General features: G+C 69.8%; 9 protein-coding genes. 3 read left to right on the top strand and 6 right to left on the bottom strand.

What is annotated here, in order from left to right:
* Window positions 1-94 precede the first annotated feature (94 nt).
* The 4 genes from ACFUN8_RS14865 to ACFUN8_RS14850 form a co-directional block, all read right to left on the bottom strand.
* The gene (locus tag ACFUN8_RS14865) at window positions 95-2,929 is read right to left on the bottom strand and encodes a glycoside hydrolase family 95-like protein (protein ID WP_383636240.1); all 2,835 of its coding nucleotides are present in this window, start codon (window positions 2,927-2,929) and stop codon (window positions 95-97) included.
* Window positions 2,926-5,481, bottom strand: coding sequence for a PQQ-dependent sugar dehydrogenase (locus ACFUN8_RS14860; RefSeq protein WP_383636237.1), 2,556 nt, complete (start codon window positions 5,479-5,481; stop codon window positions 2,926-2,928). The genes ACFUN8_RS14865 and ACFUN8_RS14860 overlap by 4 nt, the downstream gene beginning before the upstream one ends.
* A 116-nt stretch (window positions 5,482-5,597) precedes the next feature.
* Window positions 5,598-7,307, bottom strand: a complete 1,710-nt coding sequence (locus ACFUN8_RS14855) for a ThuA domain-containing protein (protein ID WP_383636356.1) — start codon at window positions 7,305-7,307, stop codon at window positions 5,598-5,600.
* A 317-nt stretch (window positions 7,308-7,624) separates the two neighbouring features.
* Complete coding sequence (locus ACFUN8_RS14850; protein ID WP_383636234.1) at window positions 7,625-8,440, bottom strand: hypothetical protein; 816 nt, start codon at window positions 8,438-8,440, stop codon at window positions 7,625-7,627.
* A gap of 50 nt (window positions 8,441-8,490) precedes the next feature.
* On the opposite strand from ACFUN8_RS14850, the gene ACFUN8_RS14845 reads away from it, so the two are divergent.
* Genes ACFUN8_RS14845 through ACFUN8_RS14835 form a run of 3 tightly spaced genes read left to right on the top strand, consistent with a single transcriptional unit; the run spans window position 8,491 to window position 12,496 of the window.
* Complete coding sequence (locus ACFUN8_RS14845; RefSeq protein WP_383636231.1) at window positions 8,491-9,891, top strand: CoA transferase; 1,401 nt, start codon at window positions 8,491-8,493, stop codon at window positions 9,889-9,891.
* A gap of 56 nt (window positions 9,892-9,947) precedes the next feature.
* On the top strand, window positions 9,948-11,894 hold the full coding sequence (locus ACFUN8_RS14840) for an SMI1/KNR4 family protein (protein WP_383636228.1): 1,947 nt from the start codon (window positions 9,948-9,950) through the stop codon (window positions 11,892-11,894).
* Window positions 11,891-12,496 carry a GNAT family N-acetyltransferase gene (locus ACFUN8_RS14835; RefSeq protein WP_383636225.1) on the top strand — a complete coding sequence of 202 codons (606 nt, stop codon included), beginning with the start codon at window positions 11,891-11,893 and terminating at the stop codon, window positions 12,494-12,496. The genes ACFUN8_RS14840 and ACFUN8_RS14835 overlap by 4 nt, the downstream gene beginning before the upstream one ends.
* Here the strand turns inward: ACFUN8_RS14835 and ACFUN8_RS14830 are convergent.
* Entirely contained in the window at window positions 12,477-13,400 is a 924-nt protein-coding gene (locus ACFUN8_RS14830; protein ID WP_383636222.1) for an AEC family transporter, read from the bottom strand. The genes ACFUN8_RS14835 and ACFUN8_RS14830 overlap by 20 nt on opposite strands.
* Window positions 13,401-13,663: 263 nt before the next feature.
* The gene (locus ACFUN8_RS14825; protein ID WP_383636219.1) at window positions 13,664-13,951 is read right to left on the bottom strand and encodes a hypothetical protein; all 288 of its coding nucleotides are present in this window, start codon (window positions 13,949-13,951) and stop codon (window positions 13,664-13,666) included.
* Window positions 13,952-14,184: the final 233 nt, after the last annotated feature.

Raw genomic sequence — 14,184 nt, 5'->3', positions numbered from 1 at the left:
ATGGGCGTGGCCCTTTCACGGGTGCGGCCCCGCTTTCACGGGTGTGGCCCCGCGCGGCGTCCCTCCGCGCGGGGCCACAGTCATGGGCGGCCTGTCAGGGGGTGATACGCAGCGCGTCCACCATCCCGACGGCCGTACCGCGGTTCACGATCCTGATCGTGTGCGAACCGCGGGTGAGCCCCTGTTTCTGCCAGACGACCTGCTGGACCTGTCTCGCGCCGTCGGCGCGGAGGTTGACCGTCGCCTGGAAGACGTTGTCGAGATAGACGTCGACGGTCCCCATGTCGCCGTTGCGCTCGGACAGGTACTCCACCCCGGTGCCGTTGAACGTGTACGACGCGACCGCGTTCACCGTGTTGCTGTGGTGGCTGTCGTCGTTGTAGTCGCCGTAGCCACGGCTGGTGGTGAGGTGCCAGTTGCTGTCGTACGTCAGCGCGGTGTTGTTCACCATCGGGTCGGCCGTCGCGTTCGACCCCAGCGTGGAGCTGGTGCCGGCCAGGGACTTCATGCCCTGGTTCGCGGTGCCGGTGAGCTGGGTCTGGGTGTAGGAGCTGAGCGGCTTGGCCGTCCGCTCGACGACGTACACTTCGTTCGAGCCGGTGTTGAAGGTGATCTCGGCGCTGCTGGTGGTCGTCACGACGGCGTTGTCGGAGGTCCTGCGTACCCTGACCTCCTGCGTACCCCAGGGGTTGACGACGCGGGCCGCGTTACCGAACTGGCTTTTCAGTCCGACGTACTTGACCTCTCCGGCCTCCCTCTCCGAACTGACCATGAATCCGCCCTTGGCCAGCAGGCTGAATTTGCCGACGAAGGTGGAATCGGTGGGGACGGCGGGAAAGACCCGGATCTTGTCGTTGTACGACTGGAGCAGCGACTCGTTCGTCGCGGCCAGGTGTACGCCGAGATATTCGAAGACGCCGTTGGTGTTGCTGGTCATGCCGTTCGGATAGTTCTGGTATTTCTGCAGCATGGTCTTCAGACCCTGGAGCGTCTGATTTCCGAGCCCGAGTCTGGCGGCCTGGATCGCGTCGTTGGCCCAGACGTTTCCGTACGGGAAGGGCCTGACGTTCCAGGTGTTGATCGCCTTCTGCTGGTCGGGATAGCCGATGCCGGTGAGGTCGTACGGCCAGATCAGCTCGGCCGCGACATTCTCGTTGTTCCGGGTCTGCGCGATCGGCGGGGTGTGCGGCAGATAGGTGTTCGCGTTCGTGTCGGACGGATACGCGATCAGATTGTCCAGGATGTTCTGCCACTGCGGACGCAGGGAGGCGTCCAGGCCCAGCTGGTTGCTCGCCTTGATGGCGAGCGGGAACAGGGTGCGTACGGCGGCCAGGTCCGTGATCGCGTTCGGCACGTTCCAGTACGTCTCGTGCGAGTGGGACGACGCCACGTAGTACTTACCGGTCGAGCTGTTGAACGACAGCTTGGCCTGGTAGAACTTGGCGACCTCGCGCATGAACGGATAGGCCGTGTTCCGCAGGTAGTTGGTGTCGTTCGTGTACGTGTACTGGAGGTACATGTTGTACGCGGCCTCGGTGCCGGTCGACCAGATGTTGTTGGTGTAGTCGCTGTTGACCGTGCCGCGCGCGTTGCCGTCCCAGCCCATCGTCTCCGGCACCCAGATGCCGTCCACGTTGTACCGGGTGCGGGTGTACGCCTTCAGCGCGTCGAAGTTCCGGCTGTAGAGCTTGTTGAACCCGGCCATGAGATCGGTGTGGTTGGAGGCCAGGAACGAGTTGTAGATGTCCCGTTGATTCCAGAACCAGTACGCGTTGCTCCATTTCGTGGCGTCCCCGGTGGCCCGGAAGACGCCGTTGATGAAGTGGGCGGGATAGTTTCCGTATCCGGCCGCCGCGATCATGTACGTGGAGAGGTAGTAGACGTTCTCCATGTAGTCCGCTTCGCGGGACCCGTTGGAGTACTGGACGAACGACTTCTGCCAGAACGCGTGCCACCAGTTGAGATAGGCGGTGTTGGTGTTCGGGTATCCGGTGGTCTTGACGGCCGCCAGCGCGCGCTTGGCCTCGGTGACCGAGTTGTGGCTCGGCGCGTTGAGCCGGCTGCTCGCGGTGAACCAGATGGTGTAGCTGGAGTCCGGCGTGATCGACAGCCGCACCTTGCGGCCGTCCACGACGCGCGCGGTGTACGCGGCGCCTTCCACGGTCGCGCCGAGCGTGTAGCCGAAGTTCTGCGGGTCCGACTGGCCCCGGCTGAGTCCGGCGCCGGTGGAATCCGCGTACGTGGACACGGTCCGCCAGGTGTTGATGTCGGGCACGTCACCGCTGTTGCCGAGGTTGGCGACGTCCCACAGGCTCAGGTCCAGCGTGATCGCGGACACCCCGGAGCGGGAGTCCTCCACATGGATGCCCATGACCTCGGAGTTGGGCTGGCCCATCACCGTGACGGTGCGGTTGTTGTCGTACTTGGTGGTGAGGGTGCCGTCGTAGAGGTTGAGGCGCTGCTGGAAGGTCGAGTAGCCGCTGTCCATCGCCGGGGTGGTGGACAGGTTGAGCAGCCCGGCGCCGAAGGCGGTCTGCTGCGAGGTGTCCACGCCGGACACCTGCATGTTGAGGCCGTTGTTCTGCCAGGCCATCGCGCCCGTACGGCCGTTGCCGACCGTGAGGCCGTGCTTGGGGTCGGTCGTCGGGCGGTTGTAGACGATGTCGTGCTTGGACATGTACTTCGCGTAGTCCACGTTCAGCATGCCGGTGGAGGAGTTGAAGGCGTGGTCGGTGGGTGAGGCCACGGCCGGTGACACACCGGACACGCCCGACAGGCCGGTCACCATGCAGACGAGGACGAGGAACGCGCCGAGGAGGCGTGCGGTGCGCGTTGTCGTGGAGCGGGCGGGCCGCGTTCTCGTGAAGCGCGCGGCGCGCGTTCCCGTGCCCGCCGTCCCGGGTCTTCTGGCTGATCTCGCGATGATCACTGTGCGTCACTCCCACGGCCGGTCAGGGTGGCGGGGCGGCTGATGCCGGGCCCGGTGAAGGTGTAGCTGTCGAGGTCGAGAATGGCGCCGGAGCCGCCGGTGAAGACCACGAAGAGATCGCGCGGCTGCTCCACGGCGCCCGTGACGGGCACGCTGATCTCGGAGTACGTCTCCCAGCCACCGGTGTTGGGCACGGTCACCCGCGCCACCACCGGTCCGGTGACGGAGTCGTACCGGAAGGTCGCGACGTTCCCCGCCTTGTCGGAGGAGACCCGCGCCTTGATCCCGGTGACGCCCTTGAGGCTCACCGGGTGGTACTTGACCCATTCGTTGTTCTGTACGTCGCCCAGGCGTTTGCCGCCCTCGGCTCCGGCGGCCGTGATGATCTGGGGGCCCGACAGCTGCGCGTAGTGCTCGGCCTGCCACTTCTTGGGCCACAGGCTGAGTTCCTTCTCGCCGGTGAGCGGTACGGTGCCGGCCGCGCCCTTGTCGGTGTAGCTGGCCCGCACCACGTAGAACTGCGTGGCGTCGAGACCGGAGTGGATGGGTCCGGTGTTGAAGGTCGTGGAGCATCCGGTGCCTTCGGCTACCTCGTGCGCGTGCTCCTGGTGGCCCAGGGCGATCCGTACGATCACCTTCGAGCAGTCGATCGTGCCGTCCTGAGGATCGGTCGCCGACGCGGTGACGGTGACGTTCTCGTTCCACTCGAACGCGCTGCCCGCCGGTGGCTGCGAGATCGTCAGTGTGGGGCGGTTGTTGCCGACGACGACCGGGACCGTCGCGGTGCCGGTGCGACCGGTGCCGTCGCTGACCGTGAGTCTCGCCTGGAAGTTGCCGTTCGACGGATAGGTGAAGGAGGGGTTGGCGGCGGTGGAGTCGGTGCTGCCGTTGTCGGTGAAGTCCCACGCGTAGCTGAGCGGATTGCCGTCCGGGTCGCTGCTGCCGGCGCTGGAGAACGTCACGGCCAGCGGCGCGAGTCCGTTGTCCTTGTTCACGGCCGCCTTGGCGAGCGGTGACCGGCCGCCCTGCACATAGTTGATCTTGTAGAGCCCGGCGTCCTCGGCTCCCGAGAAGTAGCCGCTGCCGTATTCGAGCAGATACAGCGAGCCGTCCGGGCCGAACTCCATGTCGATCGGGTGGACGAGCTTCATGCCGTCCAGGACCGGCTCGATGGCGGTCGGTGTACCGGTGCTCGCGTTGCCGTTGTTGAACTGGACCTCTTTGATCCAGTTGCGGCAGTACTCCGAGATCAGCAGCTTGTTGTCGTAGTACTGGGGCCACTTGACGTCGGAGTTGAGATTCGCGTCGTAGTGGTAGACCTCGGTGTGGTTGGGCGAACCGCAGCCGCCCGGATTGTCGAGCTGCGGCCACTCCTTGCTGCCGCCGTGCTGCTCCCACACCAACGACGGCTTGGTGGGCGGCAGTTGCTGGATGCCCGTGTTGCGCGGGGAGTTGTTGACCGGGCCGGTGCCGCCACCGCAGGGGAACCAGCCGCGGGGCTGGTTGGCCGCGAAGTCCCAGTCGTTGTAGGCCACGTTGTTGCCGCCGCAGTACGGCCAGCCGTAGTTGCCGGGGCCGGTGGCCCGGTTGAACTCGTCGTACGCCGCCGGGCCGCGCGCGGGGATGGTGGCGCCGGCGTCGGGGCCGACCTCGCCCCAGTACAGGGTGTTGTTCGCCTTCTTGTCGACCCAGACGCGGTAGGGGTTGCGTACGCCCATCACATAGACCTCGGAGCGGGTGCCCGCGGTGCCCTTGGCGAAGAGGTTGCCGTCCGGGACGGTGTAGGTGCCGTTGTCCTCCGGATGGATACGGTTGATCTTGCCGCGCAGGTCGTTCGCGTTGCCGGAGGTGCGCTGGGCGTCGAACTGCGCGTGCCGGGACGGGCGTTCGTCGATCGGGGCCATGCCCTGCGCGTCGCCACCGGAGTTGGTGTTGTCGCCGACCGCGAAGTAGAGGTTCCCGGCCGTGTCCCAGGACATGGAGCCGGCCGAGTGGCAGCACATCTCACGCTCGGTCGGCCACTCGATGATCATGTCTTCGCTGGACGGGGCGATCGTGTTGGTGCTCTGGCTGAAGGTGAACCGGGATATCCGGTTCACCAGCGGGGTGCTCTTGGGCGAGTAGAAGAGCATCACCCAGCCGGTCGTGGCGAACTTCGGGTGCAGGGTGATGCCGATCAGCCCGTCCTCGAAACGGGCGTCCAGCGGGATGGTCAGCGCGACCGTCGTGGACTTGGTGACCGGGTTGTAGAGACGGACCTGGCCACCGGCCGCGCTGGTGCCGCGGTTGATGTAGAGGACCTTGCCGTCGGGCAGTACGGAGAGCTCGATCGGCTCCCCCATACCCAGACCGCCGTCGAGCTTGACCTTCTCGAAGCCGCTGGTGGGCGGGGGCGCGGCGGCTTTCCGGTCCGCTTTCTGGGCTTTCTGGGCAGTTGTCAGGGCCGCGGGTCTCTGGCCGGCGTCCGGGTCGGCCGCCACGGCACCGGGCGCGAGCAGCAGGGCGGACAGGGTTAACAGGGCGGTCAGGTAGGCGACAGCGCGCGACAACACGGAACCTCCAGGGGCCGATCGCGGGTGTGGGGGCGCGCCCCGACGGCCCGGCGCGCGGCGGAGTGCCGCGTGCCAGGTCGATCGGGGGATGGGGCTCGGTACGGGTCGGACAGGTCCTAGTTGGTGCCGAACACGTTCAGGTCCCAGAGGGAGTAGCCCCACTGCGTGGCGCGCGCCGTGCCCTGGACCCGTACGTACCGTCCGGTGCCGCTCACGGCGATCTCGTCGAGACCCCCGTTGCCCGCCGTGACGGTGCTGACGGTGCGCCAGGTGGCGTTGTCCGTCGACGTCTGGACCGTGTACGCCGTGGCGTGGGCGGTCTCCCAGTTGAGCCGGACCTGCTGGAGCGTACGGACGCCGCCGAGGTCGACGGTGATCGACTGCGGGTCGGCGTACGCGCTGCCCCAGCGGGTGGTGGAGTTGCCGTCGACCGCGTTGGCGCCCGCGTGCGTACTGCCGGGCTCGACGCTGGTGACCGTGACGGGCCTGCCCCGTGCGAGATCGGTGGACTGCGCGCCGTCCTGCTTGATGCGGACGTTGCGGTAGTTGATGTCCAGACCGGCGCCGTCGTTCTGGAGCCCGATGTGGCCGAGCGCGATGTCACGGGTGCTGGTGTAGTCGTTGATCTTCACGCCGTTGAGCCAGATCTCGACGTGCTTGCCGTGCACCGCGATCTCGTAACTGTTCCAGGTCCCGGGCGGGTTGAGCGCGGCGGTGCGGGCCGCCGTGTCGGGGGCCTTGAAGCTGTAGACGCTTCCGGTGGTACGGGTCGGGTCACCGTCGGACGCGTCGATCTGGATCTCGTGGCCGAGGTCGACCGGCTTCCACGGGTCGCCCTGCGGATCGGGGAAGCCGATGAAGACGCCGCCGTTGTCGTCGCCCGGCATCATCCAGTCGGCCTTGAGCGAGTAGTCGGCGAACGGCGTCACCGGATACCAGAGCAGGCCCATGCCACCGACCGAGGAGAGCGTGCCGTCGGCGAGGCTGAAGCTTCCGGCGCCGGCCTGCCGCCACTTGTCGAGGCTGGCCTGGCTGCCGTCGAACAGCGGCGTGTAGCCGGTCTCCGGGCGGCAGTCGGCGGCCTTGGCGCGCGCCGCCGTCTGGATGCCGCCGAGGAGCATGGTGGTGAAGGCCGGGTCCGCGTACGACTCCTCGGTGTGGCCGAGGCCGGTGTACCAGGAGCGGCCGCCCCGATAGTCCTGGCACCAGGTGATCGGATGGTCGCCCATGGTGCCGCCGGTGTACGACGTCTCGTCCAGGCTCGCGAGCACCTTCACCGCCGAGCGCGGATTGGCGCGGTAGTTGTACCACTCGTCGGTGCGGGTCCAGCGCTGCGGCAGATGCGAGGTGGAGACGGACGCGCGGTCCTCGACCTTGACGGTGGCCTGCTGGGTGGCGGGGTGCGAGGCGAAGTACGCCCCGACCAGGCCGCCGTACCAGGGCCAGTCGTACTCGGTGTCGGAGGCGGCGTGCACGCCGACGTAGCCGCCGCCGTTCGCGACGTACGACTCGAAGGCGGTCTGCTGCGCGGCGTTCAGCACGTCGCCGGTGGTGGAGAGCCAGATCACCGCCTGGTACTGCGCCAGGTTGGCGGTCGTGAACGCGCCGGCGTCCTCCGTGGCGGTGACGGTGAACCCGTTGGCGGCGCCGAGCCGTTGGACGGCGGCGATGCCGGCCGGGATCGCCGAGTGCCGGAACCCGGCGGTCTTGGAGAAGACCAGGACCTTGGTCAGGGGCGCGGCGGCGGCCGGGGCGGGGGCCTGGGCCGACGTGGGTGTCGTCGCCGCCTCGGCCGGTGGGGGCTGTGGTACGGCGACGAGCGACATGGCCGCCAGGACGAGCGCGATCAGGGCGCGGGACACAAGACGCACTATCCGGTCCTCTCTCGGTGCGCCCGGGGGCGCTGGCTGAGCGAAGCGGGAATTTACGACGAGGCGGCGGCGTCGTCAGGCGTAGTGAACATCGGAGGTATAGGGGGGTCAAGGGTCGGCGCTGAACTATCCGAAGATTAGTTTTCCTCCATGACAAAATGTCCCCCTTGACCTCTCTCCTGGTACCGAGAGCCCTCAACAGGGATACGAGGAACACGAATCGGCCACCGCGATTGATCGGATCTTCCGGTGGGAACGGCGGCGCGACCCGGTCAGCTGAGGTCGAGGACGGGGCGGACGCCGAACTCGTCGCTCAGGTCGTCGCCCTCGGGGCCGTTGAGGAATTCGGCCATGCCGGGATTGTGGTTGGCGGTCGCCAGGGGCAGCCACGACACAAAGGAGCCGTAGCCACCGCAGACCGCCTCGCCGCCGTCGCCGCCGTAGACCGACCCCCGATCGGACGTCGCCTCCGACTCGTAGACGTCACGGGCGATGTGCAGACCGAAGGCGTTCGGCCGGTGCCGCGGACCGGCCGGGTCGTCGTGGTCGTCGCCGTACGGGGCGAGATCCAGCGGGCAGGCGGAGCCCCAGCGGAACAGCGTCGCCGCGCCCGCCCCGCAGGCGTGTTCCCACTCGTCGGGACCCGGCAGCCGCAGACCCCGCTCCGTCAGGAACTCCGTGACGGATTCGGCCTCCTCGGGAAGCTCCTCCGGCTCCACCGCCATCAGCACGGTGGGCACCGTGGCCGTACGACGCGGGCTGAGGTGGCGCGCGAGATACGCCGCGAGGTCGTCGTCGAAGCCGAACCCGCCGGCGAGGCTCTCCGTCCGGTACGAGTCGAGCTGCTCCGGCAGGGGCCGCCAGGCGTCCAGGTCGAACCCCACCGTCACCTCGCCGCCGGGTATGAGCGCGAACCGCCGTCCCTCGCGCTCGATCACCGCGCGGTGCAGCACACCGCCCAGGTGGGGCGTGCCGTCGAACTCCACCAGCCGGCCGTCCGCCAGGCGTGCGGCCTCCCGCGCGTGGTGGTGCGCCGCGTCCCAGTCCAGCGCGCGCCAGCGGTCGAAAGTCAGGTCGGTGAGAGACATGATGGAAATTCTGGCATCTGCCACTGACAGGACCGTAGGGAGCGTCGTCCGTGACAAAGGACTCCGTGACACAGGACATCGACGCGGCGACCGCGCACGCCTGGAGCGCCCTCGGGGGCGCCCCGGAATCGGCGCGGCTGGTGACGTACGTACCCGCTCCGGACGTGCTGCCGTCCCGGCTGCCCGTACGGCAGTTGGCGCGGGCGAGCGTGGGGGTCTGTTCCCTCGCCGCCGCCGAGTTGGTGGCGCGGCGCTCCGGGGGGCGGATGCCGCCGGTACGGGTGCACGAGGCGGCCGTCGGGGCGGCGTTCGTCAGCGAGCGGCTGCTGCGGATCGACGGGCGGACCTGGTCCCCGTTCGCTCCGCTCTCCTCGTTCTGGCCCACGGCCGACGGCTGGGTGCGTACGCATGCCAACTACCCCCACCACCGGGCCCGGTTGCTGTCGGCGCTGGGCATCCCGGACGACGGGGACGACGACGGCGCGCTCCGTGAGCGGCTGGCCCAGGAGCTGCGGACATGCCCCGCCCGCTGGGTCCAGGAGACGGTGTACGAGGCGGGCGGGCTGGCGGTGGCCGTGGCCGAGCCCGGTCCCGGGAGGTGGCCGCTGATCGAGAGCCGGCCGGTGACGGGCGGTGAGGGCACTGCGTCCGGCCGTCGTCTGCCGGAAGGGGACACGTCGCTGCCCGCGCAGGGGGTCCGGGTCCTCGATCTGACGCGGGTCATCGCCGGGCCGGTCGCCACCCGTACGCTCGGGCTGCTGGGCGCCGACGTGCTGCGCGTCGACCCGCCCCTGCTGCCCGAGGACCCGAAGGCGCACGCCGACACCGGGTTCGGCAAGCGCTCCACCCGGCTGGACCTCGGCGACCCGGCCGATCCGGCGGTCTTCGACGGACTTCTCGACTCGGCCGACGTCGTGGTCCTCGGCTACCGCGCCGACTCGCTGGACCGGTACGGCCTCGCCCCTGACACCCTGTCGGCGCGGCATCCCGGACTGATCGTGGCCCGGCTCGACGCCTGGGGCTGGACGGGGCCGTGGCGGGAGCGGCGAGGGTTCGACTCCCTGGTGCAGGCGGCGAAGGGGATCGCCCTCGTCGAGCGGGGAGCGGACGGCCGGCCCGGCGTACTGCCCGCGCAGGCACTCGACCACAGCACCGGTTATCTCCTCGCGGCGGCTGTCCTGCGCGCGCTCACCGGGCGACAGTGCGACGGGGCGGGCCGGCAGCTACGGCTCTCGCTCGCGGGGACCGCGTCGTGGCTGATGCGTGACCTCCGGCCGGAGCCGGCGAGTGACCGCGCCGAGGAGAACGACCCAGAGGTGTGGATGGCGGAGACAGCCTCGCCGTACGGCCGGCTGCGGTACGTCCGGTCGCCGGTCGACTACGAGGGTGGGCCCGGCGATTGGGCCGGTCCGCCGTCGATGTGGGGCACCGATCCGGCGCGGTGGCTCTGACCCCGGTCCGCCCGGTGCGCGACCGATTGTCAGTGGTCGATGTCACTATCAGTCACATGGACAACGTGGGGTGGGGACCTTTTCTGGAGCGGTGGACCGCGGAGTGGGCGGCCGCGCCGAGCACGAGGGAGGAAGCGGAGGAGGACGGGGCGGACTGGCTGGAGGAGATCGAGGCGGGGCTCGGATTTCCGCCTGCCGACGAGGAGCGGATCACCGCGCTGGAGCGGCGGCTCGGTGCGGGGCTGCCTCCGTCGTACCGCTCGTTCCTGGCGGTCTCCGACGGCTGGCGGCCGGCCGGGATCGCGGTCTATCTGCTGGGCACGACCGAGGGCGTCCACTGGCACCGGGATGCCATGGGCTTCCAGGCGGCCGCCGAGAGGAGCCTGACAGCCGCCTCCTCGGCGCAGGAGGTCCTGTCGGCCGGCATGTGGAGCAGAGCCCTTCAGCTCTCGCTCGACTCGGACATGACCGATGTCCTGCTCGATCCGGGCGATGTGAACGCGGACGGGGAATGGGCGCTCTACGTCTACCGCGGCTATCTGGGCGAGTATCCGGAGCGTCACGAGTCGTTCGGCGCCTTCATGCGGTCCGTGTATGTGGGGTTCCACCGGGGCAACGGCGCGGACCCCGGCTTCGTCAACGACACGACGGGCGCACTCGACGCGTCCGTGGAGCGGGCGCGCGTGGCCTGTCTGGCCGGTGAGGATGTCGACCGTCAGCTGGCGGTGCTGGCCGAGGCGGTCGAGTACGGCAGACCGCGCGCCGCGAAGCTGCACCTCCAACTGATGGCGATGCTCGGCCGGGGTGGCTACTTCAACGGGCGTGGTCCTCTTGAAGACCCGCTGGCCGGGCGGGAGTTCGCCCCTCTCGCGGCGGTGGATCACCTCCGCACCAACAGCGGCGACGACACCCGGTTCCTGGCCCCGTTCGACGAGGGTGAGCGGGAGCGGGCCGGCGCGCTGCTGGCGCGGATCCGCGAGCGTACGTACGCGTACGAGCCGCCCGGCCCGTTCGGCGAGGCGGTCGTCGCGGCGCGTGAGCGGGCGCGCTGGGGTGACACGGACGGTGCGTGGCACACGGTGGAGGCGGCGCTGGCCGACTGGGAGCCGTACGAGGACGACCATGTCGCCCCCATAGGGCTGCTCGCCGATCCGGTCCTCGGCCCGATCGTCACACCTGAGCGCGGCCGGCGTGTCCTCTCGACGCCCCGGGGCGCCGGGGCCGCCGGGCCCGCGGAGCGGGACTCGGGGGCGCGTCCCGCGGCGGTGGCGGACGGGCTCGCGTGGCTGGCCGATCGCGCACGGCGCCGGCGCTCGTACCGCTTCCTGCTCGCCGAGGGCGTCTCACCGACGGAGTTGGCCGAACGGCTGGGCGGCGGGGCGCTGCTGCCTCCGTGCAACGGGGCGGAGACCAACCCGTGGCACGGCCCGGCGCGGGACGCTCCGCACCGGATCGGCTCCTGCGGTGGGGGCGGTGGGGACGGTGGCCAGGATCGGGGCGCCGGCTGGAGCTTCGTGTTCGGGGACGGCAGGGAGTCGTTCCGGCCGGGGCGGGTGAGCCCGCTGGGCGAGCGGGCGTCGCGGGACGGCGGCCGGTCGGTGCTGGTGTGGTGCGAGACATCGGATGAGAAGTCCGAGGCGTTCCCTGACGCCTTTCACTTCTCCTACTGCGAAGACGGGCGGGAGCGCTACGGATTCACGGTGCGTGGCGGGGTGACGGAGCGGTCCGGGGATCTTCCGGACGCGCTCGACCCCCGGCACTTCTTCCCCGACCCGGGATCCGATGCCGGACCGCGGGACGAGGACGAGTGGGAGGGCGAACGGCGGGCGCTCGCCGCCGTGGCGGAGATGTTCGGGCTCTCGCTGCCGCGCTTCGCGATCCGGCACGGGCGGCTGCACGCCGTCGTGACGGGGCCGTGGATCGGACCGCCCGGTCCGGATGAGCCACGACTCGAATTCGTGCGACACCGGAACCCAGCCCCCACACCACGGAGCGGGCGATGACCCGCGTGGCGGCGGAAGTCATCCGCACGGAGCGGCTGGTGCTGGTGCCGCAGCGGGTCGAGCACGCGCGGGAGATGGCGGCGGTGCTGTCCGACCCGGCGCTGCACACCTTCATCGGGGGTGAGCCGGCGACCGCCGACGAGTTGCGCTCGCGCTACGCGCGCATGGCCGCGGGGCCTGCCGATCCGGCCGAGTCCTGGTGCAACTGGGTGATCGAGCTGCGGGCGGGCGAAGGGGGCGTGGAGCGGAGGCAGTTGGTGGGAACGGTCCAGGCGACGATCGTCCCGGCCGGGTCAGACCGACCGGGCAGTCCGGGCGGGCCGGGCGGGCCGGGCGGGCCGGACCGGCCGGACCGGCCGTGGCTGGTCGCGAACATCGCGTGGGTCGTCGGGACCGCCTTCCAGGGGCGGGGTATCGCCGGCGAGGCGGCGCGCGGGCTGGTCGGCCGGCTCGTACAGCTCCCGGCGGTGCGCGAGGTCGCGGCCCATGTCCACCCCGACCACGCGGCGTCGAAGGCCGTCGCACGCGCGGCGGGTCTGGAGCCCACGGACGAGTGGCACGACGGCGAGGTGAGATGGCTGCTCAGACGAGAAGCCACGTGATCAGCGTCAGCGACACCATCGAGCAGAACGTGGACAGGATGACCGTGTCCCTGGCGAGGTCGGTGTCCAGTCGGTATTCGGCGGCGAAGATGAAGGCGTTCTGCGCCGTCGGCAGCCCCGCGCAGACCACGACGGCGAACAGGGTGTGGCCGCTCAGCCCGAACAGCCAGTGGCCGACGGCGTAGGCGAGCAGCGGCTGGGCCACGATCTTCAGGGCCACCAGCAGCCCGCGTTCGGCGCGGGCGGAGGAGTCCGCCCGCACACGGGTGTTGAGGGACATGCCGAGCGCGAAGAGGGCGGCCGGGACGGCGGCGTCGCCCAGCAGTTGGAGCGGCGCGGTGGCCTCGGGCGGGAGGGACCGGCCGAGCGCCGACACGGCCACTCCGGCGAGGGACGCCGCGATGATCGGGTTGCGGAAGGGCAGTTGGAGCATCCGGGCGGCGCGCCCGCGCGTGTCGCGCCGTACGTCCAGATCGATGAGGACGAGCACCACCGGCGCGACGAAGAGCATCTGGAAGAGGGCGACGGTGATGACGAAGGAGGTGTCGCCCAGGACGTGTACGGCCACCGGGATACCGAGATTGGCGGAGTTGACATAGCCCGCGGCCATCGCGCCGATGGCCTGTTCGGCCTGGCCGCGCCGGAACACCCAGCGGCTGACCATCAGTCCGGCGGCGAAGACGACGATCAGGCTGAGGGCGAAGACGAGGACGCCGACGTTCAGCAGGGCGGTCACATCGGCTCCGGCCATCGCCAGGAACAGCAGGGCCGGCATGGCGAAGGTGAAGGCGAAGCGCCCGAGGACGTGCTGGGCCTGGCCGCCGAGGATGTCGTGACGCGCGGCCACCCAACCGAGGCCGGTGATCACCCAGATGGGCAGGAAGCCGAGGAGGACGGCGTTCATCGGGCCCGCCGCCCGTTCGCCGTCGCCGTCGCAGTCGCAGTCGCAGTCGCAGTCGCAGTCGACCGCTGTACCTGTATGTGCCCGGCTCCGGGAGATCTCACCGGCCTCAGCATGCCGGAAGCGGCGGACGGCCGGACATCCGGGCCCGCGCCGGTCCCCCGCGCCGATCTCCGGCACGCGAAAGCCCCTGTACGGAAGCCGGCGCCTCCACCGGTCCCGTACAGGGGCTCCGCTATCTCACTGTTCCCGGCCCGTCGGTCCCGTCAGCGCCCGTAGCGGATCAGGGCGCGCACCATGCGGCACGTCGTGTCCGACGGCGGATGGATGCCCATCAGCGACGCCGTCGCACGTATCTTCCGGTTGTTGGCGTTCGCCGGGTGATACACGCCCGAGTCGAGCAGGGCGATGGCGAGGCGCATGGCCTTGAGGCGGCGGTTGTGGGTCTCGTACCACTCGCGGGGCTGTCCCGCGGGCAGTGGCTTGCGCTGCACGGACCTCGTTGCTGGCTGTGTGATGTCGAAGAGCTTCGTCGTGATTGTGGCAACGGCCATCGGCGACCTCCCGGCACGGTGGTGGAACCCTCACGAACACTTACAATTCTACCGCCCCCCACTGACAATCGCCCCTGGCCAGACGGTGTTTGAGAGAGACATGGCAGCCTTCGCCGCAATATCCGGGGACACACACGGGGCGACTCCTGTAACGTCCGGCGAACCACGTGACGCGAGGAGGTGAGCCCGATGAGCAGCACCCGAACTTTCCGGGCACTCTTGGCCGTCGCGTC

It is taken from the genome of Streptomyces sp. NPDC057307 (assembly GCF_042667665.1).
Classification (GTDB): Bacteria; Actinomycetota; Actinomycetes; order Streptomycetales; family Streptomycetaceae; genus Streptomyces.
Note: the sequence above shows the minus strand (reverse complement) of the source record. Positions and strands in the feature narration are given on the sequence as shown.

Bases quoted from the DNA above. Each gene is read 5' to 3' on its own strand.
- ACFUN8_RS14855 (WP_383636356.1), bottom strand. From the start codon at position 7,307: ATGTCGCTCGTCGCCGTACCACAGCCCCCACCGGCCGAGGCGGCGACG.
- ACFUN8_RS14850 (WP_383636234.1), bottom strand. From the start codon at position 8,440: ATGTCTCTCACCGACCTGACTTTCGACCGCTGGCGCGCGCTGGACTGG.
- ACFUN8_RS14840 (WP_383636228.1), top strand. From the start codon at position 9,948: ATGGACAACGTGGGGTGGGGACCTTTTCTGGAGCGGTGGACCGCGGAG.
- ACFUN8_RS14835 (WP_383636225.1), top strand. From the start codon at position 11,891: ATGACCCGCGTGGCGGCGGAAGTCATCCGCACGGAGCGGCTGGTGCTG.
- ACFUN8_RS14830 (WP_383636222.1), bottom strand. From the start codon at position 13,400: ATGAACGCCGTCCTCCTCGGCTTCCTGCCCATCTGGGTGATCACCGGC.
- ACFUN8_RS14825 (WP_383636219.1), bottom strand. From the start codon at position 13,951: ATGGCCGTTGCCACAATCACGACGAAGCTCTTCGACATCACACAGCCA.